14 protein-coding genes are annotated in these 22,057 nt (G+C 71.0%); 11 read left to right on the plus strand and 3 right to left on the minus strand.

Annotated features, from left to right (window positions below):
• The first annotated feature begins 43 nt into the window (after nucleotides 1-43).
• The 7 genes from ACF07B_RS23230 (at nucleotide 44) to ACF07B_RS23260 (ending at nucleotide 8,180) form a co-directional block, all read left to right on the plus strand.
• Nucleotides 44-1,291 carry a spermidine/putrescine ABC transporter substrate-binding protein gene (locus ACF07B_RS23230; RefSeq protein ID WP_369483839.1) on the plus strand — a complete coding sequence of 416 codons (1,248 nt, stop codon included), beginning with the start codon at nucleotides 44-46 and terminating at the stop codon, nucleotides 1,289-1,291.
• A gap of 5 nt (nucleotides 1,292-1,296) precedes the next feature.
• On the plus strand, nucleotides 1,297-2,448 hold the full coding sequence (locus ACF07B_RS23235; RefSeq protein WP_384240168.1) for an ABC transporter ATP-binding protein: 1,152 nt from the start codon (nucleotides 1,297-1,299) through the stop codon (nucleotides 2,446-2,448).
• Nucleotides 2,448-3,377, plus strand: a complete 930-nt coding sequence (locus ACF07B_RS23240; RefSeq protein ID WP_392180330.1) for an ABC transporter permease — start codon at nucleotides 2,448-2,450, stop codon at nucleotides 3,375-3,377. The genes ACF07B_RS23235 and ACF07B_RS23240 overlap by 1 nt, the downstream gene beginning before the upstream one ends.
• Nucleotides 3,378-4,178: an ABC transporter permease gene (locus tag ACF07B_RS23245; protein ID WP_392180331.1), complete on the plus strand. Its 801-nt coding sequence runs from the start codon at nucleotides 3,378-3,380 to the stop codon at nucleotides 4,176-4,178. It begins immediately after the preceding gene.
• Between the two features lie 30 nt (nucleotides 4,179-4,208).
• Nucleotides 4,209-5,636 (plus strand): NAD(P)/FAD-dependent oxidoreductase, encoded by a 1,428-nt coding sequence (locus ACF07B_RS23250; protein WP_392180332.1) that lies wholly within the window; start codon nucleotides 4,209-4,211, stop codon nucleotides 5,634-5,636.
• A 128-nt stretch (nucleotides 5,637-5,764) separates the two neighbouring features.
• The gene (locus ACF07B_RS23255) at nucleotides 5,765-6,223 is read left to right on the plus strand and encodes a hypothetical protein (protein WP_369483835.1); all 459 of its coding nucleotides are present in this window, start codon (nucleotides 5,765-5,767) and stop codon (nucleotides 6,221-6,223) included.
• A 121-nt stretch (nucleotides 6,224-6,344) separates the two neighbouring features.
• Nucleotides 6,345-8,180, plus strand: a complete 1,836-nt coding sequence (locus ACF07B_RS23260; RefSeq protein WP_392180333.1) for a chitinase — start codon at nucleotides 6,345-6,347, stop codon at nucleotides 8,178-8,180.
• Here ACF07B_RS23260 and ACF07B_RS23265 read toward each other — a convergent pair.
• The gene (locus tag ACF07B_RS23265; RefSeq protein WP_392180334.1) at nucleotides 8,119-8,802 is read right to left on the minus strand and encodes a phosphatase PAP2 family protein; all 684 of its coding nucleotides are present in this window, start codon (nucleotides 8,800-8,802) and stop codon (nucleotides 8,119-8,121) included. The genes ACF07B_RS23260 and ACF07B_RS23265 overlap by 62 nt on opposite strands.
• A gap of 676 nt (nucleotides 8,803-9,478) precedes the next feature.
• On the opposite strand from ACF07B_RS23265, the gene ACF07B_RS23270 reads away from it, so the two are divergent.
• Nucleotides 9,479-10,711, plus strand: coding sequence for an RNA-guided endonuclease InsQ/TnpB family protein (locus ACF07B_RS23270; protein WP_392180335.1), 1,233 nt, complete (start codon nucleotides 9,479-9,481; stop codon nucleotides 10,709-10,711).
• Between the two features lie 136 nt (nucleotides 10,712-10,847).
• Here the strand turns inward: ACF07B_RS23270 and gabT are convergent, their stop codons facing one another.
• Complete coding sequence (gabT, locus tag ACF07B_RS23275) at nucleotides 10,848-12,182, minus strand: 4-aminobutyrate--2-oxoglutarate transaminase (protein WP_392180336.1); 1,335 nt, start codon at nucleotides 12,180-12,182, stop codon at nucleotides 10,848-10,850.
• 314 nt (nucleotides 12,183-12,496) lie between these two features.
• On the opposite strand from gabT, the gene ACF07B_RS23280 reads away from it, so the two are divergent.
• The 3 genes from ACF07B_RS23280 to ACF07B_RS23290 all read left to right on the plus strand — a co-directional run bounded on the left by ACF07B_RS23280 (nucleotide 12,497) and on the right by ACF07B_RS23290 (nucleotide 18,646).
• Nucleotides 12,497-14,917: an ATP/GTP-binding protein gene (locus ACF07B_RS23280; RefSeq protein ID WP_392180337.1), complete on the plus strand. Its 2,421-nt coding sequence runs from the start codon at nucleotides 12,497-12,499 to the stop codon at nucleotides 14,915-14,917.
• Nucleotides 14,918-15,097: 180 nt separating this feature from the next.
• On the plus strand, nucleotides 15,098-16,759 hold the full coding sequence (locus tag ACF07B_RS23285) for a PucR family transcriptional regulator (protein WP_392180338.1): 1,662 nt from the start codon (nucleotides 15,098-15,100) through the stop codon (nucleotides 16,757-16,759).
• A gap of 441 nt (nucleotides 16,760-17,200) precedes the next feature.
• Nucleotides 17,201-18,646 (plus strand): aldehyde dehydrogenase family protein, encoded by a 1,446-nt coding sequence (locus ACF07B_RS23290; RefSeq protein ID WP_392180339.1) that lies wholly within the window; start codon nucleotides 17,201-17,203, stop codon nucleotides 18,644-18,646.
• Between the two features lie 288 nt (nucleotides 18,647-18,934).
• Here ACF07B_RS23290 and ACF07B_RS23295 read toward each other — a convergent pair whose 3' ends face one another.
• Complete coding sequence (locus tag ACF07B_RS23295) at nucleotides 18,935-21,784, minus strand: glycoside hydrolase family 3 C-terminal domain-containing protein (RefSeq protein ID WP_392180340.1); 2,850 nt, start codon at nucleotides 21,782-21,784, stop codon at nucleotides 18,935-18,937.
• Nucleotides 21,785-22,057 lie beyond the last annotated feature (273 nt).

The raw sequence follows: 22,057 nt of genomic DNA on the forward strand, positions 1-22,057 counted from the left end.
GGCCGCGACCACGGCCGCGACCCTCTCGAAAGGGCATCAGAGCATGGAGCAGTACGAGCCCGAAAGCCTGTCCCCGGTGCAACTGGCCGCCATGCGGCGCAGCCTCCGGAACGGCAGGGCGGCCCTCACCCGTCGTTCACTGCTGCGTGCCTCGGCGGGCGGCGCGCTGGCCGTCGGCGGACTCGGGGCGCTGAGCGGCTGCGGGATCCCCGCGGCCGGCAGGACACAGGGCGGCACGTCCGCCGAGGACCACTCCGCCACGGAGAAGACCCTCAACTTCTCCAACTGGACCGAGTACATCGACCTCGACGACAGCGGCAAGCACCACCCGACGCTGGAGACGTTCCGCAAACGGACGGGTATCTCGGTCAAGTACACCGAGGACATCAACGACAACAACGAGTTCTTCGCCAAGATCAAGCCGCAGCTCGCCGCAGGCCAGCCCACCGGCCGTGACCTGATCGTCCTCACCGACTGGCTGGCCGCGCGCGTCATCCGGCTGGGCTGGGTCCAGAAGCTCGACCCGTCCAACCTGCCGCACGCCTACACCAACCTGTCGCCGCAGTTCCGCAACCCCGACTGGGACCCGGGACGCGCCTACTCGTACGCGTGGCAGGGCATCCCCACCGTCATCGCCTTCAACAAGAAGGCCCTCGACGGGATCGAGGTGAAGTCGGTCTCCGACCTCCTCGACAACCCGAAGCTGAAGGGCCGTGTCTCGTTCCTGTCCGAGATGCGCGACACCATGGGCATGACCCTGCTCGACATGGGCAAGGACCCGGCGAAGTTCACCGACGACGACTACGACGCGGCCATAGCCCGGCTGCAGAAGGCCGTCGACAAGGGCCAGATCCGCCGCTTCACGGGCAACGACTACACCTCCGACCTGACCAAGGGCGACATCGCCGCCTGCGTCGCCTGGGCCGGAGACGTCGTCCAGCTCAAGAACGACAGCCCGGACGTCGACTTCGTCATCCCGGACAGCGGCTACATGACGTCGACCGACAACCTGCTGGTCCCCAACAAGGCGCGTCACAAGACGAACGCCGAGCGGCTGATCGACTTCTACTACGAGCCGGAGCAGGCCGCCGAGCTCGCCGCGTACATCAACTACGCGACTCCGGTCGAAGGAGTGAAGCCCTACCTTGCCAAGATCGACGAGGACGCGGCGAACAACCCGCTGATCGTTCCCGACAAGGCCATGCAGGCCAGGTCCCACGCCTTCCGCTCACTGAGCTCGAAGGAAGAGACGGCCTACGAAGAGAAGTTCGCGAAGCTCACAGGGGCGTGACGATGATGACGACAGAATCCAGCGGCGACGTCCGCCTCACCGGGATCAGCAAGACCTACGGCTCCTTCACCGCCGTGCACCCGCTCGACCTGACCGTGCCGCAGGGCTCCTTCTTCGCCCTGCTCGGCGCCTCGGGCTGCGGCAAGACGACCACCCTGCGCATGATCGCCGGTCTGGAGGAACCTTCCTCCGGCACCGTGCACCTCGGCGACCAGGAGGTGACGAACCTGCCGCCGTACAAGCGGCCGGTGAACACCGTCTTCCAGTCGTACGCGCTCTTCCCGCACCTGGACATCTTCGAGAACGTCGCCTTCGGCCTGCGCCGGCGCGGGATCAAGAGCGTCAAGAAGCAGGTCGAGGAGATGCTCGACCTCGTCCAGCTCGGCGAGCAGGCGCGCAAGAAGCCCCACCAGCTCTCCGGCGGCCAGCAGCAGCGTGTCGCGGTCGCCCGCGCACTGATCAACCACCCCAAGGTGCTGCTCCTGGACGAGCCCCTCGGCGCCCTCGACCTCAAGCTGCGCCGCCAGATGCAGCTCGAGCTCAAGCGGATCCAGACCGAGGTCGGCATCACCTTCGTACACGTCACGCACGACCAGGAGGAGGCCATGACCATGGCCGACACGGTCGCCGTGATGAACGCCGGCCGCGTCGAGCAGCTGGGCGCGCCCGCCGACCTCTACGAGAACCCGAACACCACCTTCGTCGCCAACTTCCTCGGCACGTCCAACCTCATCGAGGCCGAGGTCGACTCCCGCAGCGGCGACGACATCGTGCTCAAGGCGGGCGGCGGCAAGCTGGTGCTCCCCGCGGCGCGCTGTTCGGCACCCGCCACGACCGGCGGCAAGGTCCTGGTCGGCGTCCGCCCGGAGAAGATCTCCCTCACGCACGCCGACGACGCGGGCGAGATACCCGCCGGCCGCAACCGGATCACCGGCAAGATCGCCGACTCCAGCTTCATCGGCGTCTCCACGCAGTACGTCATCGACAGCGCGGTCTGCCCCGAGTTCGAGGTCTACGCCCAGAACATCGAGCGCGACTTCCGGCTCGTGCCCGGCGCGGACGTCGTCCTGCACTGGAGCCCGGCGCACACCTTCGGCCTCGACGCCGCCCAGGACATCGACGCGGGTGTCGACACGGTCGAGGAGGAGGCCGCCTGATGGCCACCGTCACCGAGGCGAAGGCGCCACCGCTCGCGCCGCAGCCCGTGGAGAAGCAGCCCAGGAAGCGGGGCCGCCTCGTCCCGTACTGGCTGCTGCTGCCCGGACTCCTGTGGCTCGTCGTCTTCTTCGCGCTGCCGATGATCTACCAGGCCTCCACGTCCGTGCAGACGGGCTCCCTGGAGGAGGGCTACAAGGTCACCTGGCACTTCGCGACCTACTGGGACGCGCTCATCGAGTACTGGCCGCAGTTCCTGCGCTCGGTGTCCTACGCGGCCGCCGCCACGGTCCTGTGCCTGCTGCTCGGCTACCCGCTGGCGTATCTGATCGCCTTCCGGGCGGGCCGCTGGCGCAACCTGATCATGATCCTGGTGATCGCGCCCTTCTTCACCAGCTTCCTGATCCGCACGCTGGCCTGGAAGACGATCCTCGCCGACAGCGGCCCGGTCGTCGGCGCGCTCAACACGCTGCACGTCCTGAGCGTCACCGACTGGCTCGGCTGGACCGCGGGCGACCGCGTCCTCGCGACACCACTGGCCGTGGTGTGCGGTCTGACGTACAACTTCCTGCCGTTCATGATCCTGCCGCTCTACACCTCGCTGGAGCGGATCGACGGCCGGCTGCACGAGGCCGCGGGCGACCTGTACGCCAGGCCCTGGACGACCTTCCGCAAGGTCACCTTCCCGCTGTCGATGCCGGGCGTGGTCTCCGGAACGCTGCTGACGTTCATCCCGGCGGCCGGTGACTACGTCAACGCGGAACTCCTCGGCTCGACCGACACCCGCATGATCGGCAACGTCATCCAGACCCAGTTCCTGAGGATTCTGGACTATCCGACCGCCGCCGCGCTCTCCTTCATTCTCATGGCCGCGATCCTGCTCATGGTCACGGTCTACATCCGCCGGTCCGGGACGGAGGATCTGGTCTAAATGTCTTTCGTCACCTGGCTCAAGCGCCATCTCGTGGTCATCGGGGGACTGCTGACGCTGGCCTATCTGCTGCTGCCCAACGTCGTCGTCACCGTGTTCTCCTTCAACAAACCGAAGGGACGCTTCAACTACGAGTGGCAGCAGTTCTCCACGGAGGCCTGGAAGGATCCGTGCGGCGTCGCCGACATGTGCGGCTCGCTCGGGCTCAGCCTCCAGATCGCCGTATGGGCGACGATCGGGGCCACCGTCCTCGGCACGATGATCGCCTTCGCGCTGGTCCGCTACCGCTTCCGCGCGCGCGGCGCCGTGAACTCGCTGATCTTCCTGCCGATGGCGATGCCCGAGGTCGTCATGGCCGCCTCGCTGCTCACCCTGTTCCTCAACATGGGCGCCCAGCTCGGCTTCTGGACGATCCTGATCGCCCACATCATGTTCTGCCTCAGCTTCGTCGTGACAGCCGTCAAGGCTCGTGTCATGTCGATGGACCCGCGGCTGGAACAGGCGGCCCAGGACCTCTACGCCGGCCCGGCGCAGACGTTCCTGCGGGTCACCCTGCCCATCGCGGCCCCCGGAATCGCCGCGGGCGCGCTGCTCGCCTTCGCGCTCTCCTTCGACGATTTCATCATCACCAATTTCAACGCGGGCTCGACCGTCACGTTCCCCATGTTCGTCTGGGGTTCGGCACAGCGCGGAACACCCGTTCAGATCAATGTCATCGGCACGGCCATGTTCCTCGTCGCCGTCCTGTTCGTCCTGTCCGGAATGATCATCGGAAATCGCCGGAACAGGCAGAAGGCATAACGCCTGTCACCCTTGTAGGGAGTTGAAATCATGGCCCCAAGCGCCATGACCCGTGGTAATCAGTGGACGAAATCCCTTTCCGACGTCCAGCCGGTCTCCTACTGGCTGGACGACCCCGGCAAACCCCGCTCCGAGCCCGCGCTCACCGGCGCCGAGACCTGCGACCTGCTCGTCGTCGGAGGCGGCTACAGCGGACTGTGGACCGCGCTGATCGCCAAGGAGCGCGACCCCGGGCGGGATGTCGTCCTGGTGGAGGGGCGCGAGGTGGGCTGGGCCGCCTCGGGCCGCAACGGCGGCTTCTGCGCCGCCTCCCTCACCCACGGTCTGTCCAACGGGCTCACCCGCTGGCCGGACGAGATCGGGAAGCTGGAGGAGCTGGGCGCCCGCAACCTCGACGAGATCGAGGCGGCCGTCGCCCGCTACTCCCTCGACTGCGACTTCGAGCGCAGCGGCGAGATCGACGTCGCCACCGAGCCGCACCAGGCGGCCGAACTGCGTGAGTGGCACCAGGAGCTGGAGCGGCGGGGTCTGGCCGGCGGCATCGAGTTCCTCGACACCGCGGCCGTACGGGAACAGGTCGACTCCCCGACCTTCCTGGCCGGCCTGCACGACCGTCGCGGGGTCGCCATGCTCCACCCGGCCAAGCTGGCCTGGGGCCTCAAGCGCGCGTGCGTGGAGCTCGGCGTGCGCGTGTACGAGCACACGCCCGCCCTCGCCCTGAAGCCGTCCGGCGCCGGCATGGCCGTCCGCACGCCGTACGGCTCCGTCCGTGCCCGCCGGGTGGCCCTCGGGACCAACATCTTCCCGAACCTGGTCAAGCGCGTGCGCTCGTACACCGTCCCGGTCTACGACTACGCGCTGATGACCGAACCGCTCACGGCCGACCAGCTCGCCTCCATCGGCTGGAAGAACCGCCAGGGTCTCGGCGACTCGGCCAACCAGTTCCACTACTTCAGGCTGTCGGCCGACAACCGGATCCTGTGGGGCGGTTACGACGCGATCTACCCGTACGGCGGCCGGGTGCGCGCCGAGTACGACGACCGCCCCGAGACGTACGCCAAGCTCGCCGAGCACTTCTTCACCTGCTTCCCGCAGCTGGAGGGCGTCCGGTTCTCCCACGCCTGGGGCGGCGCGATCGACACCTGCTCCCGGTTCTCGGCGTTCTTCGGCAGCGCCCATCAGGGCAAGGTCGCCTACGCGGCCGGCTACACGGGTCTCGGTGTGGGCGCCACCCGGTTCGGCGCGGAGGTGATGCTCGACCTGCTGGAGGGGGAGCGGACCGAACGCACCGAGCTGGAGATGGTCCGCAGGAAGCCGCTGCCGTTCCCGCCCGAGCCGTTCGCCTGGACCGGCATCGCGCTCACCAAGTGGTCGCTGGCGCGGGCGGACACGCACGGAGGCCGGCGCAACCTGTGGCTGAAGGCGATGGACAGGCTGGGCCTCGGCTTCGACAGCTGACGGCCCGCCCCTCGAAGGGCGTGAGCCGGATCTCTGTCGATTGATCCCCCGAACTCGCGTAATGGACCGCCCGGACCTCCCTCTCCTCTGTGACGCGACCCGCGTCGACACGAGAGGGAGGTTCCGTCATGACAGGGCCCAAGGCGGCGGTCGAGTGGCTGGCATCAGTGGCTCCGGACCCCGAAGCCTGCCGCTGGGAGTGGGAGCGCAGTCCCCGGGGGGTCGCGCTGCTGCCGGCGGGAAGGGCCTGGGACGTCCTGATCCTGCCGGCCGAGCTCGGCTATCCCACCCTCGATGTACTGACCCGGGTGCTCGACCAGCCCGGGCCGGTGCTCGTCGACTTCGGCGACGCCCGGATGGGCTTCTTCGTGCCCGCGGGCACCGCGAGCCGGTGGCTGGGCACCGGGGTGCGTACGGCGGGCCACGGCACATGGATCGTGGTGCCCTATCCGGGTCGCTCGACCGGCGGGGTCCGCTGGCTGGTCGCGCCGGACGGCTCGGGCACGCTCACGGATCCGGCGCTGCTCGAACTGGCCATGCACGAGGCCGCGGCGGGCCTCGCTCGTGACGGGGACCGGCGCCGGTGAGGGGGAGCTCCCTGCGGCCGTCAGAACTCCGTTGCCTGCCGGAGGACTTGACAACCGAATTGGTCTGGACCAAGTTGGGCGCGCGTTCCATCCTCCAACTCCCCCATGCCCGGAGGCACTCATGGACCCCACCCGGCACGACGGACCCCTCGCCCGCCGCCGCCGAAGGCTGCTCGCCGCCTGTACGGCCGCCGCCCTGGCCGTACCCGGCCTGGTGGCACTCTCCTCGGCCGCCCGGGCGGCCGACGCCGACCTCGCCAGGAACGGCGGCTTCGAGTCGGGTCTCGGCGGCTGGACCTGCACGGCCTCGGCCATCGTCAACTCACCTGTGCACAGCGGCAGTTCGGCGATGATGGGCACCCCGGCCGGCAGTGACTACGCGCAGTGCTCGCAGACCGTGACGGTGAAGCCAGACGCGCAGTACACCCTCTCCGGCCACGTCCGCGGCAACTACGTCTACCTCGGCGCGACCGGCACCGGCACCACCGACGTCAGCACCTGGACCCCGTCCGCCACCGACTGGCAGCAGCTGAGCACCACTTTCCGCACCGGCGCCGCCACGACGCAGGTCACGATCTACACGCACGGCTGGTACGGCACCGGCGCCTACTGGGCCGACGACCTCTCGCTGACCGGGCCCGGCGTCGACGCGGGCCAGCCGCCGGCCGCGCCCGCCGGGCTGAAGACCGGCACGGTCACGTCCTCCTCGGTCGGCCTGTCCTGGACGGCGGTGTCCGGCGCGACCGGCTACTCCGTCTACCGCGACGGGGTGAAGGTCCAGAGCGTCACCGCGACCTCGGCCACCGTGAGCGGGCTGACGGCCTCCACCGCGTACTCCTTCCAGGTCACCGCGACGAACGGCGCGGGCGAGTCCGCGAAGTCGGCGACCGTCACCGCGACCACCTCGGCGGGATCGGGCGGAGGCGGCGGAGGCTCCTCCGACCTGCCCACGCACGCGCTCGTCGGCTATCTCCACGCGAGCTTCGCCAACGGCGCCGGATACACACGCATGGCCGACGTGCCCGACAGCTGGGACGTCATCGACCTCGCCTTCGGCGAACCGACCTCGGTCACCTCGGGCGACATCCGCTTCAACCGCTGCCCGGTCACCGAGTGCCCCACGGTGGAGAGCGACGCCGACTTCAAGGCCGCGATCAAGGCCAAACAGGCGGCCGGCAAGAAGGTGCTGATCTCGATCGGCGGCCAGAACGGACAGGTCCAGCTCGCCGGCACGGCCGCCCGCGACACCTTCGTCTCCTCGGTCTCGAAGATCATCGACACCTATGGCCTGGACGGCCTGGACATCGACTTCGAGGGCCACTCGCTCTCCCTCGACGCGAGCGACACGAACTTCAGGAGCCCGACCACCCCGGTGATCGTCAACCTCATCTCGGCCCTGAAGACCCTGAAGGCCAAGTACGGTGCGAAGTTCGTCCTGAGCATGGCCCCGGAGACGTTCTTCGTCCAGCTCGGATACCAGTACTACGGCACCGGCAAGTGGGGCGGCCAGGACCCGCGCGCCGGCGCCTACCTCCCGGTCATCTACGCCCTGCGCGACGACCTGACCTTGCTGCACGTCCAGGACTACAACTCCGGGTCGATCATGGGCCTCGACAACCAGTACCACTCCATGGGCGGCGCCGACTTCCACATCGCGATGACCGACATGCTCCTGACCGGCTTCCCGGTCGCGGGCGACGCGGGCAACGTCTTCCCGCCCCTGCGCCCCGACCAGATAGCCGTCGGCATGCCCGCCACCACCAACGCCGGCAACGGCTACGTGTCCCCGGCCGAGGTCACCAAGACCCTGGACTGCCTGACGAAGAAGACCAGCTGCGGCTCGTACGCGACCCATGGCACCTGGCCGGGCCTGCGCGGCCTGATGACCTGGTCGGTCAACTGGGACCGGTTCGGAGGCTGGGAGTTCTCACGGAACTTCGACGCGTACTTCGGCTGACGAACAGCCACAGGCAGGACAGCAGTACGGCGCAGAGGCACCAACTGGCCACGACGTCCAGTGGCCAGTGGTAGCCGCGCCGGACCAGGCCGAACGCCACGCCCGCGTTCAGGGCCGCACACACGCACAGCAGTGCGCCACGGGCGCCCGCGGTGCGGAGCAGGGGGAGGAGGAGCAGGGTCGCCGCGCCGTACGCGACGGCGGCGGTGGCGGTGTGCCCCGAGGGATAGAAGCCGGTGCCGGGTCCCATGACCGGGGGACCCGGCCGGGAGACGAGTTCCTTCAGGGGCACGATCACCGCGGGGACCAGCGCCATCAGGACCGCGGCGGCGGCCGGGGGCAGCCACCACCGGTCCGGACCGGTGGCGCGGTTGTGCCGGGCGACGAGAAGCAGCGCCAGCGCCAGGACCGGAACCGCCACCTGGACGCTGCCCAGGTCGGCGAGCAGTTCGGCGAACCGGCCCGGGTGGACGAGGAAGCCGCTCAGCCGTTCGTCCAGGCTCACGAGCGGGCCGCCCGTCACGACCTGCCAGGTGATCAGCGCGAAGCACAGGGCGGGCAGGCCGAACAGAAGAGGCGTGCGGGGCATGGGGGACAGCCTGCCATCGTCCGGCGCCGTCATGGCACGGGCCCACCCGCCACCGCCGCCGGAAGAGAGCCGGGCAGCCGGACAAGCGGAAGAAGAAGGGGCCCGCGGACGGGCGGGGCCGGCGGAACGAAGGGCCGGCGAAGGACAGGGAGCCGGCCGCCCCGGAACAGGGGGGGTGGTTCCGGGGCGGCCGCCCGGACCGGAATGCCGCGCGCCCCGGGGGGTTTGGGGCGGGCGACCGTCCGATCGGTGAGGAGAACCGGAGCCGCAAGCTCCGGGTGTGTGCGCGAGGGCACGACCAGGGCGAAGCTGGGGAAGCCTCGGCCCGGTGCAGCCCACAGTCCCCTGCGGGCGGGTGTATCCCTGATCTGGTTAGAACCTACGGCAGGGGGTGCGGCTCCGACAGGCGGATTCGCGTCCCGCCATGTACTTCGCACACCTTCTTCACCTGACTCTTGCGAGGATGCCCCGGCGTTCACACCGGGGAGGAATCGCATCCCGTGTGAATGACGCGGAGCGTCGCCGGATCCGGTCCAGTTGTGGTGCGTCTATGTCCGGCAGCCGGGCGGGCGTTGCGAACATGCGTGCCCGTGATCGCTGGTGCGGGTGGCGGTGAGGGGAAGGGGGTACGGGTGTGCGTTGCTCGCACATACGGTCCTGGTGGACGGGGCGGAACGCCGCCCGTGGCGTGGGCCGGGAGGGGAGGGGTGTGGCGGTTGCCGTGGTGAGGGAATCGGGCGCGGCCGGCGGGCACGCCCGTTACACCTTCCGGCTCCGGCGGTCCGCCACGGGCCGGGCCGCGCTGGAGGCGGAGTGGGGGCGCTGCCGGTGGATCTGGAACGAGTGCGTGGCCAGGTCCAGGGCGGTGCAACTGCACAACAAGGCGCACCCTCATGACAGGTGGACGTGCGGTCCCGCGCAGCTCGACAGGATGTTGACCGAGGCCCGCGCCCGCACTCCGTGGCTGGCCGAGGGCTCCTCGGTGGTGCAGCAGCAGACCGTCCGTGACTTCGGCAAGGCTCGTGCGAAGGCGCAGAAGGACATCAAGGACCGACTGCCGATGCACCGCCGTGCCGGTATGCCCCGGCACAAGAAGAAGCGGGAGGCTCTGCCCACGCTGAACTACACCAAGCGTGGATTCCGGCTGAAAGACGGCCGCCTGCACCTCGCGGGCAAGATCGTGCTGACGGTGGTGCGGTCGCGGGACCTGCCGTCCGACCCGTCCTCGGTGCGCGTGTACCAGGACGCACTGGGGCACTGGTACTGCTCGTTCGTCGCGCCTGCCCAAGTGCAGCCACTGCCAAGGACAGGCCGTGTGCTCGGCGTGGACTGGGGGGTGAAGGAGACCGCCACCACCACCTCCGACACGTATGACCTCCCGCACGCCCAGCACGGGAAGAAGGCGCAGCACAAGCTCTCGCGGTACGACCGGATGACGGCCCGCCGCAGACCGAAAAAGGGCCACGCCGCCTCGAAGGGCTACCGCGAGGCCAAGAAGTGGAGGGCGAAGTCCTACGCGAAGATCGCCCGGCAGCGGCAGGACACCAGCCGCAAGTGGGCGAAGAAGGTCGTGCACGACCACGACGCCATCGCTGTCGAGGACTTCCGCCCGAAGTTCCTCGCCAGGTCGTCGATGGCACGCAAGGCGGCGGACGCCGCGATCGGCGCCACGAAGAAGGCCCTGATCGAGATGGGCCGCAAGCACGGACGGGACATCCGTCTCGTGCACCCCGCGCACACCACCATGGACTGCGCGTCGTGCGGAGCGAGAACCAAGCACGCACTCCCGCTGTCCGAACGCACCTACACCTGCAACGCGTGCGGGGCCGTCTCCTCCAGGGACAAGAATTCCGCCCGCGTGATGCTGGTCCGGGCTGGTCTCAACCCGGCTGGTGTCGAAGGCGTAAGACCTCCGGGAGCGCCGCTCCCGGAGGCAGCCTGAGCCAGGAATCCCCTCCCCTCAGGGAGGGGAGGATTCAAACGCCCCCACGGGAACGCCGCAGCCCCGCAGCACCAGAACCTCGCGGAATCCGCCTGTGGGCGGTTCCCGGGGCTCCGGCGCTGCGGTGCCGTCCGCGTCAGATGCGGGAGAAGGCCTGCTCGATGATGTCGAGGCCCTCGTTCAGGAGGTCCTCGCCGATGACCAGCGGCGGCAGGAAGCGGAGGACGTTGCCGTAGGTGCCACAGGTCAGGACCAGCAGGCCCTCCTGGTGGCAGGCCTTGGCGAGCGCGCCGGCCGCCTCCGGGTTCGGCTCCTTGGTGGCCGGGTCCTTGACCAGCTCGATCGCGATCATGGCGCCGCGGCCGCGGACCTCGCCGATGATGTCGAACTTCTCGGCCATGGCGCCGAGGCGGGTCTTCATGACCGACTCGATGTGCTTCGCCTTGGCGTTGAGGTCGAGCTCCTTCATCGTCTCGATCGCGCCGAGCGCACCGGCGCAGGCCACCGGGTTGCCGCCGTAGGTGCCGCCCAGGCCACCGGAGTGCGCGGCGTCCATGATCTCGGCGCGGCCCGTCACGGCGGCGAGCGGCAGACCGCCCGCGATGCCCTTGGCGGTGGTGATCAGGTCCGGGACGATGCCCTCGTCCTCGCAGGCGAACCACTGGCCGGTACGGCAGAAGCCGGACTGGATCTCGTCCGCGACGAAGACGATGCCGTTGTCCTTGGCGAACTGGCTGATGGCCGGCAGGAAGCCCTTCGCGGGCTCGATGAAGCCGCCCTCGCCGAGCACCGGCTCGATGATGATCGCGGCGACGTTGTCCGCGCCGATCTGCTTGTTGATCATGTCGATGGCCTGGGCGGACGCCTCGGCGCCGGCGTTCTCCGGGCCCGTCAGCCAGCGGTAGCCGTAGGCGACCGGCACGCGGTAGACCTCGGGCGCGAACGGGCCGAAGCCGTTCTTGTACGGCATGTTCTTGGCGGTCAGCGCCATCGTCAGGTTCGTCCGGCCGTGGTAGCCGTGGTCGAAGACGACGACGGCCTGGCGCTTGGTGTACGCGCGGGCGATCTTGACGGCGTTCTCGACGGCCTCGGCGCCCGAGTTGAACAGGGCGGACTTCTTGGCGTGGTCGCCCGGGGTCAGCTCGGCGAGCGCCTCGGCGACGGCGACGTAGCCCTCGTACGGCGTGACCATGAAGCAGGTGTGGGTGAAGTCCTGGAGCTGGGCGGAGGCCCGGCGCACGACGGCCTCGGCGCTCGCGCCGACCGACGTCACGGCGATGCCGGAGCCGAAGTCGATGAGGCGGTTGCCGTCGACGTCCTCGATGATCCCGCCGCCGGCGCGCGTGGTGAAGACAGGGAGCACCGACCCGACACCGGCCGCGACCACGGCGGTGCGCCGGGCCTGCAGCTCCTGCGACTTCGGGCCGGGGATGGCGGTGACGACGCGGCGCTCCTGCGGAAGTGCGGTCATGAGGGGCTCCCTGATGATCTTGCGAACCGGACGGTCCCCGGCGAACGCGGGGCTGGTCCGGGCGGGGGGTTTTCGGACGCTTGCCTTCTTTCTTCGCAGGCTAGAGCCGAGGAGGGGGGCTCGGCATGCGCCATGTGGGCGTTGTCGGGGGAATCCGTTGTCCGCGGTGGACATAGCGGTGGACTCGGAGGAGCGGACGCGCGAGGGGCCCCTCCCGCCGCGGGCCCGGCCGCGTAAACGGTGAACTCGCCCCGCAGGACCACTAGATTGGGCTCGGAGCGACAGGCGGACTGGCTGGTCAGGGGGCGCACACGATGGACTTCGACGGTACGCGCGACGCACGTGGCACGCATGCCGATCCCGTGCCTCGTCCGGCCGCACCCCCCGGAGGGGCCGTCCCCGGCGGCACTCCGCCCAGGCCCGCGGGCCCGCCACCCGTCCCCGCCGGCCCGCCCGGAGTCCGCCCGGCCGTACGCGACTGGCTCAACGCACCCCGCCCCGAGGCCGCACCGGGGATCTGGCGGTACGGGTATGTGGCCCCCCGGGCGTCGAAGGAGCGCCGGCGTCTGCCCTCCGTGACGATCGTCGGCCTGCTGATCCCCCTGGTGCTCGGGCTCATCGTCTGGTCCCTGTGGCGCCGGGGGAACGTCCCCTATCAGCTGGTCGTGCTGAAACTGTTCACACCGGACGACTGGTGGTGGGGCGGTACGACCGCCCCGAAGTCCTGGCAGGGCGTGGACGCCATCGTCGTCTACGACGGCCTGTTCTTCGGCGCGCTGGTCTACGCGATGGGGCGCCTAGGAAGCTGGCGCGAGATCACCCATCACTTCGTCGTCCGGCGCGCGCAGCCGGGCAGGGCGGTCATCGCGGCCCTGGCGGCCCTCCTGACGCTCACGTTCGTCTGGCCGGACGCCTTCCCGGGCGTCGGGTGGGACCCCCTGCCCATCGTCAATCCGGTGCTGTCCCTGGTGGCGCTGATCGCCGGCGGTGACGACGTGTTCGAGTCGCTCGCGATCAGCTACGGCGTGTACACGCTGATCACCGTGCTCGTGGTGCTGCCCTTCGCCAAGCTGGGCGGATGGTGGCCGCTCGCCAAGGAGCGGTTCGGATCCCGGCCGGCCGCGGCCGGCACCGCGGCGGCGGCCCGGGCCGAGCCTGCGGAGCCCTCAGGGCCTCCGGCCGAATGGCCCGAACTGAGGGCGACCGGTCAGCACAAGGCGGCGGAACTGCTGTCCTCCGAGGTGCTGACCGAACGGATGAACGACGTCGACTGCGTGCGGATTCTGCGCGCCTGGACCTCGGCCAAGCGCGACGGACGGCTCGCCGGCTTCAGCGACACCGTGCTGCGGCGGGGCGCCGCGGCCTGGACCCATCCGTCCGGGGCCCGCGACCTGCCCGTCCGCGCCGCCTCGCACGACCTGCTCGCGGCCCAGGTGCGGCTCGGCCGGTGGGTCGCCCGCGAGCGCACCCCGCTCGCCTACTCCGGCGCCGGTGCCGCCCTCGGCCCGGCGACGCTCGGCACCTCGCTCCTCGCCGTCGGACCCGCGGGCTCCGGCAAGACGCGCCACCTCGTGCGGCCCGTCGCCGAATCCCTCGGGCTCCAGGCCCTCACCGCGCGCTGCGCCGTCGTCGTCGTGGCCGCCGCCGGGACGCCGGTCGGCCCCGACGCGTCGTACGACGTCGTCGTGAAGCTCGGTGACCCCGGGTCGGTCCACGACCTGGACCTGTACGCCGACTGCGAGGACCCCGACGAGGCCGCCGCGTTCCTCGCCGAAGGCCTGGTCGGGAGCGTCGACGGCGTCGACGTCCGGCGCGCCGCCACGGCCCTGGCCCAGCTGCTCGGTCCCTACCGGGCCGTGCACGGCGCCTTCCCCACGATTCCCGTGCTGCGCGAACTGCTCGAAGGAGTCCCCGCGCTGCTGGAACCCCTGCGGCACGAGCTGTCGGCCGGGGGCCACCCCGCGATGCTCCGCGAACTGGAGGCACGGCTGCGGCAGGGCGGCGGCCCGAACGACCCCGGCCCCGTCCTGGCCGACCGCCTGGCGCTGCTGGACCGGCCCGTCTTCGCGGACTTCTTCGGCTCGGGCACGAGCGCCCGGCCGTTCTCGCTCCGGGCGGTGGCCCATCATCCGCTGCGCGTCCGCGTCGATCTGCCGGAACGCGGGTACGAAGAGGCCTCCCAGCTCATCACCCGGCTCCTCCTCGCCCAGTTCGCCGCCGTCGTCCGCGGCCCCGACCGGCGCGGGCACTTCGCCTGCCTGGTCCTCGACGACGCGACCGGCGCCCTGACCGCCGAGACGGTGCGCCGCATCCAGGGACTGCGGGCGCGGAACGCCGGAGTGGTCCTCGCCCTGCGGACCATCGGCGACATCCCCGAGGCCCTGCACGGGCCGCTGTACGGCGCGGTCGGCTGCCGCATGGCCTTCTCCGGCGTCACGACCTGGGACGGCGGCCGCTTCGCCGAGTCCTGGGGCACCGAGTGGGTGGAGGCACGGGACGTGGCCAAGCACACCGTCTTCGCCGACCAGCCCATGACCCGGGCCATCCACGCGCTGCGCAAGCTGGTGACCGGCAAGGCGGTGACCACGGACGCCGTGACCGTGCGTCAGGTCGAACGGGAGCGCTGGTCCGCCTCCGAGCTGGCCCACGCGGTCCCGCCCGGCCACGCCGTCCTGTCGCTGACCAGCGTCGAGGGGGAACACACCCCGCCCCTGCTGGTCGACCTGCGCGGCTGACGGGCCCCGAGGGTGTGACGTATCGAGGGGGACGTATGGATATACGGACCCGCTGACCAGGGTGTCCGGGGATGAACGCACGCGGCGACCGTACGGTGAGGCAGAATCGACACAGGCCGTTCATACGCGGCGGCCAAAAGATCACAGAGATCACAGCGATCACACCGACCTGAAGGCCCCATGCCTCCCACGCTCGCCTCGCTCGTCCACCACTCCGCGCTCAAGCTCACGGTGCGTGCGGGCGAGGACCGCCTGGACGTGCCCGTCCGCTGGGCCCATGTCAGCGAGCTCGCCGACCCCGTGCCGTACATGGAGGGCGGGGAACTGCTGCTGATCACCGCGCTCAAGCTGGACGCGGACGACCCCGAGGTCATGCGGCGGTACGTGAAACGGCTGGCGGGTGCCGGAGTCGTCGGGATCGGCTTCGCCGTCGGGGTCAACTACGACGAGATCCCCAAAGCGCTCGTCGACGCGGCCGGGGAAGAGGGACTGCCGCTCCTCGAAGTGCCCCGGCGCACCCCCTTCCTCGCCATCAGCAAGGCCGTGTCCGCCGCCATCGCCGCGGATCAGTACCGCGCCGTCACCGCGGGATTCGCCGCGCAGCGCGAGCTCACCAAGCAGGCCCTGAACGACGGGCCGGAGGGACTGCTCACCGCGCTCGCCGGACAGCTCGACGGATGGGCGGCGCTCTACGACGCGTCCGGGTCCGTCGTCGCCGCCGCCCCGGACTGGGCGGGACGCCGCGCCGCGCGCCTCACCCCGGACGTGGAGCGGCTGCGCGAGCGGCCCGCCCCCGCCAGCTCCGTGGTGGGTGGCGAGGACCGCGTCGAACTGCACTCCCTCGGCACGGGCCGCAGGCCGCGCGCCGCGCTCGCCGTCGGAACCGCCGGCGCCCTCGGCACCGCCGAGCGCTACGCCGTGCACTCGGCCATCGCCCTGCTGACCCTCACCACCGAACGCTCGCGGTCCCTGCACGCCGCCGAGCAGCGGATCGGCGCGGCCGTGCTCGGGATGCTGCTCGCCGGGGAATCCGACCACGCGCGGGCCGTCGCCGGAGACCTCTACGGCGAACTGCTCGACGCCCCCTTCCGGCTGATCATCGCCGAGTCGGTGTCCGCGTCGGCCGGCCGTGCGCACGCCGACGGACACGCGCGCTCGGGTGGTGCCGCGCCCTCGAAGAAGACCGCCGCCGCCCTGCCCGACGCCAAGGGCGATCCGCTGGGCGGCCTCGCGGAGGTCGTCGAATCCGCGGCCGTGCGCTCGGGTGAGTCGGTGCTCCTCGTGCCCGACGGGGAGCGGCTGGTCGTGCTCGCCGTGGACGGAGGCGCCGCGGTGGCGGCCTGCGGGGACCACGCCGCGGGGCTGGAGTCCGCGCGGGCCGTCCCGCGCGAGCAGTCCGCCGGGGACGAGGGCGAACTCGTCGTCGGGCTCTCGGCCCCCGCCGGACCGATCGCCGCCCGCGCCGCCTACAAGCAGGCCGAACAGGCCCTGTCCGTCGCCCGGCGGCGGGGCCGGTTCCTCGTCGAGCACGAGGAACTGGCGGCCGGGTCCGTACTGCCGCTGCTCGCGGACGACGCCGTGCGGGCGTTCGCCGACGGGCTCCTGCGGGCGCTCCACGAGCACGACGCCACCGGCCGCGGGGACCTCGTCGCCTCGCTGCGGGCGTGGCTGTCACGCCACGGGCAGTGGGACGCGGCGGCCGCCGACCTGGGGGTCCACCGGCACACGCTGCGCTACCGGATGCGCAGGGTCGAGGAGATCCTCGGGCGGTCCCTGGACGACCCCGACGTCCGGATGGAACTCTGGCTGGCCCTGAAGACCACGGCCGCGACGGGGGAGTGAACGGGCCCCGCCGCCCCTGACAGCGGCCCGCCCGGCGGACACCTGTCGATCCCGTCCGGCGGACACGCCGATCCGCCCTGCGGACACGCCGATCCCGTCCCCCGGACACTTGCCGATCCGCCCTGCGGACACGCCGATCCCGTCCGGCGGACACCTGTCGATCCGCCCGGCGGGTCCCGGACCGTTCTGCTCGGCGGATCGGCCGGATGCCATCTCGGCCGGCGGATCAGCGGGGATGCCATCCCGGCCGGCGGACCCTGACGATCGGCCGGCGATCAGTCCAAACCGGAGCACCCCGCCACCCGACTGGTACGCGTCGGACAAACGACCCTCGATGGTCCCGGCCCTACCGTGGACGCGAGAGCAGCACCAGCAGGAACACCCCCCATCGTCACCCCCATACGGAAGGGCCGGGACTCGCAGATGCCCCAGGAAAAAATTGTGGGGGCCACCCACGCCTTCTGGCTCGCCGGCCGCCAGGCCACCGGCGAGACCACCTTCGACGTCACGTCTCCCTGGGACGGCCGCCTCGTCGGCCAGGTCAGCGTGCCCACCGAGGCCCAGGTCGAGGAGGCCGTGGCGGCCGCGCACGCCGTGCGCGACGAGTTCGCCGCGACCCCGGCCCACGTACGCGCAGCCGCCCTCGACCACGTCTCGCGCCGTCTGGCCGAGCGCACCGAGGAGATCGCGCAGCTCATCTCCGCCGAGAACGGCAAGCCGATCAAGTGGGCCCGGGGTGAGGTGGGCCGCGCGGTGTCCGTGTTCCGGTTCGCCGCGGAGGAGGCCCGCCGCTTCAACGGCGGCGAGGCGCAGCGCCTCGACACCGACGCGGGCGGCCAGGGCCGACTGGCTCTCACGCGCCGCTTCCCCAAGGGTGTCGTCCTCGGGATCGCGCCCTTCAACTTCCCGCTGAACCTGTGCGCCCACAAGGTCGCCCCGGCCATCGCCGCGGGTGCCCCGATCATCCTGAAGCCGGCGCCCGCGACCCCGCTGTCCGGCCTGATCCTCGGCGACCTGCTGGCCGAGACCGACCTTCCCGCCGGTTCCTGGAGCATCCTGCCGGTCGCCAACGAGAAGATGCCCGCCCTGGTCCAGGACGAGCGCCTTCCCGTCATCTCCTTCACCGGTTCCGAGACGGTCGGTTACGCGATCATGGACTCGGTGCCGCGCAAGCACTGCACCCTGGAACTGGGCGGCAACGGCGCGGCCGTCGTCCTCGCCGACTTCGCGAGCGACGCGGACCTGGACTGGGCCGCGACCCGTATCGCGACCTTCTCCAACTACCAGGGCGGCCAGTCCTGCATCTCGGTGCAGCGCGTGATCGCGGACGCCGCGGTGTACGAGCGGCTGCTGCCGCGCATCGTCGCCGCCGTCGAGGCCCAGGTCACCGGCGACCCGTCCGACGACACGACGGACGTCGGCCCGCTGGTCAGCGAGGCCGCCGCCGAGCGCGTCGAGTCGTGGGTGGACGAGGCCGTCGCGGCCGGTGCCACGCTGCTCACCGGTGGCAAGCGTGACGGCGCCTCCTACGCCCCGACCGTCCTCGCCGACGTTCCGGCCGACGTCACGATCTCCTGCGAGGAGGTCTTCGGACCCGTCCTGACCGTGCAGAAGGTGGACGGCGAGGCGGCAGCCTTCGAGGCCGCCAACAACTCCAAGTACGGCCTCCAGACGGGCGTGTTCACGCACGACCTCCAGACCGCGTTCCGCGCGCACCGGGCCCTGGAGGTGGGCGGCGTCGTGATCGGCGACGTTCCGTCCTACCGCGCCGACCAGATGCCGTACGGCGGTGCGAAGCAGTCCGGTGTCGGCCGTGAGGGCGTCAAGTTCGCGATGGACGACTACACCTACGAGCGCGTGCTCGTACTGACGGGTCTCGCCCTCTGACCGGGACCTCACCGAAACCGACGGCCGGAGCCCACTGTGCGGGGGCTCCGGCCGTCGGCGTATCCGTATCCGCTCGACACAGGTGCTGACACTGGTACGGGTATTCGGCGAAGTCCTCGTGTTCGTCGATCCCGGCCTGGTCGCCGTCATGAGTCGGCCGTCGGTCTGTCGGGGCGTGACCGAAAACGGCATGTCTAGTGACAATCGTTTTCAGCTAAGTTCACCAGAGAAGGGGCCCGGCACCGCTGCCTTCCGGTGCCGGACCCCTGTGCCGACTCCTCCGGACCCTCAGCCGGAGAAGCCGACGTGCGCGAGCCGGACGGGCCCGCGCAGTCCGAGGCGGACATCGTGCACACCGCCGGCGGTGAACGCGGCGGTGAGGGTGCGGTAGTCGTAGGGCCCCCGCGTTCCGCTCAGCGTGACGTCGGCGATCGGCTTGCCGTCCAGCGAGAGTTCGACGACCCCCTCGCCCGCCACCTCGATCACGGCACCGGTGACGCCCGCCCCGAAGTCGCACTCCCGGTACAGGAGTTCGCCCGCGCCGCCGTCCGCAGGGGTCACCGCGTCGCCCGCCGTCTTCGTGCGGTCGACGATCTCGATGCCGTGCTGCTCGTCGAAGTCGGCCGCGTCCAGGCCGCGTTCGCGGACCGGGCGGAACGCGCCCGGCTCACCGTCGAGTTCGACGGTCGCGCCCAGCCGGATGTCCTCGCTGGAGGCGCCGACCAGCAGGTCGTACGCTCCCGGTTCCAGGCGTCGGCGGCCGTGGGCCACGTCCCAGAACTCCAGTGCGGTGAGCGGGAGTTCGAAGGTGACGGCCGCCGAGCCGCCCGGAGCGAGCCGGAGCCGCCGGTGCGCCGCCAGTTCGCGGCGCGGACGGGGCACGGACGGGGCGACCGCCCGGGTGTAGAGCTGGACGACCTCGTCGGCGGTCACGGTCGCGGTGTTCGTCACGGCGCAGGAGACGGTCAAGGCCGCGGCTTCCCTGCGGACCCGCAGATCCGTGTAGGCGAACGAGGCGTAGGACAGGCCGTGCCCGAAGGGGAACAGCGCGGTCCCCTCGAAGTAGAGGTAGGTCTGCCGGCCGCCGATCACGTCGTAGTCGAGCAGGCCGGGCAGGTCCTCGTCCGTGGCGTACCAGGTCTGCGGGAGGCGGCCCCCGGGGGAGACGTCCCCGGCGAGCACACCGGCCAGGGCGGTGCCCGCCGCCTGGCCGCCGTGCGCGGTCCACAGCAGGGCGGGCAGGCCGGTGGGATCGACCGCGTACGGGTAGGCGGATACCAGTGCCAGCACAGTGTCCGGGTTCGCCGCGCGGGCGGCGTCCAGCAGCCGTACCTGATGGGCGGGCAGCCGCAGCGTCGTACGGTCCTCGGTCTCGCGGCCGTTGATGTGCGGGTCGTTGCCCGCGACGACGAGAACCACGTCGGCCGAGGCGGCGACGCGCGCCACCGCGTCCTCACCGCGTTCGGTGAACTCCACCTCGAAGATCTCGGCGTCCCCGGCCTCCCGCCCGGCAACCTTCACGCCGTCGGCGGCGACACAGACGTATCCGCCCGTCCCGAGGTGCTTGAGGAGGTGGCCGCCGCGATGGGAAGCAGAGGGTTCCAGCCGGAAGGTCTCCTGGACGACCCAGCCGCCCGGCCGGTCGGCGGACGCGCGCAGGAAGCCGTCGTCGGCGACCGACAGGTAGCGGCCGTCGGGGGCGCGCAGCGTGAGGACGCCCTCGCCCCAGTCGACGAGGGCCAGTTCGGTGCCGACGGCGTCGGCGGTCAGCGGGGGCAGGTCCGTACGGCCCACGAGCAGCGCCGGGTCGAGGGCACCCTCGGCACCCCCTGTCTCCTCCGCGGTGTCGTCCACGGCGGGCACCGCGAGATACCGGCCCGAGGCGGTCCTCAGGCGTACGCGGTCCACGCCCTCGGCGAAGTCCACCCGCTCGGCGCCGAAACGCTCGTACAGGCCCTCCAGCGGGGTCGACCGGTGGATGAGCGTGCCGCTGTACCAGTCGAGCTTGCACTCGTCGGCGAGCAGGCCGACGACGGCGAGGCGGACGCCGGGGCGCAGCGGCAGCAGACCGTCGTTCTTCAGCAGGACGATCGCCTGCTCCGCGGCCTCCCGGGCGAGCGCACGGTGGGCGGTCGTGTCGAACTCCCCGGTGCTCGCGTACGGGTCGAGGTCCGGGTCGAACTCGCCCAGCCGGAAGCGCACGGCGAGCTGGCGGCGGACCGCGGTGTCGATGTCGGCCTCGGTCAGCAGGCCTCGCTCCAGGGCTCCCCGGACGCGTGCGGTGATCCGCGAGCCGTCCTCGCCGTGGTCGGTGAAGCTGTCGACGCCGGCGAGGAGCGCGGCGGCGGTGGCCTCCTCGTGGGTGGCGAAGTAGTGCTCGGAGTCGACCAGGTTGGAGGGCGCGCCCGCGTCCGAGCAGACCAGCAGCTCCTGGTCGGTCCAGGCTCGCAGGTGCTCGCGCAGGTACGGCGAGACATGGTTGGGGCGGCCGTTGACCAGGTTGTACGCGGGCATCACCCCGGCGACGGAGCCCGCCTCGACGGTCTCACGGAAGGCGCGCAGATCGTATTCGTGCAGCACGCGAGGCCGCACGGACGAGGACGAGGTGTCCCGGCTCGTCTCGTTGTTGTGGGCGAGCCAGTGCTTGAGGACCGGCGCCGTACGCCAGTAGACCGGGTGGTCGCCGCGCAGCCCGCGGGTGTACGCGGTGGCGATGGCGGCGGTGAGCGCGGGGTCCTCCGAGTAGCCCTCCTCGTTGCGTCCCCACAGCGGGTGGCGCAGCAGATTGACCGTGGGGGACCAGACGTTGAGGCCCACGCGGTCGTCGCGGGCGCGCATCGCCCGGGCCTCCGACGAGACGGCCTCCCCGATCCGGCGCACGAGCTCGGCGTTCCAGGTCGCGCCGAGTCCGACGGCCTGCGGGAACACCGTCGCCGGGCCCATCCAGGCGACCCCGTGCAGCGCCTCCTGGCCGGTGCGGAAGGCGGGTATCCCGAGCCGCTCGACGGGAGGCGCGTACTGGTGCAGGAACGCGACGCGTTCTTCCAGGGTGAGCCGCGTCAGCAGGTCGTCGATGCGCTTCGCGAACGGCAGGCTCGCGTCGCGGAAGGGCGGCATGGGTGGCGTCTCTGCGGTCACGTGGTGATCCCTTTGCGGTGGGGCGTCGAAGGTCTTTCGAAGCGCTTCGATGCTCGATCGAGCAGGGGGTGGGTGTCAAGACGCCTGAGCGCCCCACCTCTGTTTCCCGCCAGTGATATCAAGTGCCGCACGGATACGCTCTGTTGTCGTACGTCTCCGAGGAATCTTGGGATCGACCCTTGTGCACCCCCAGGCGTTCACTTAACCTCGCAGCAACATCGAAGCGCTTCGATTGTCGGGCTTCCCTCTTCCCAGGGCACAGTCCTCCGAGGA

This window comes from Streptomyces sp. NPDC015532 (genome assembly GCF_043078065.1).
Classification (GTDB): domain Bacteria; phylum Actinomycetota; class Actinomycetes; order Streptomycetales; family Streptomycetaceae; genus Streptomyces.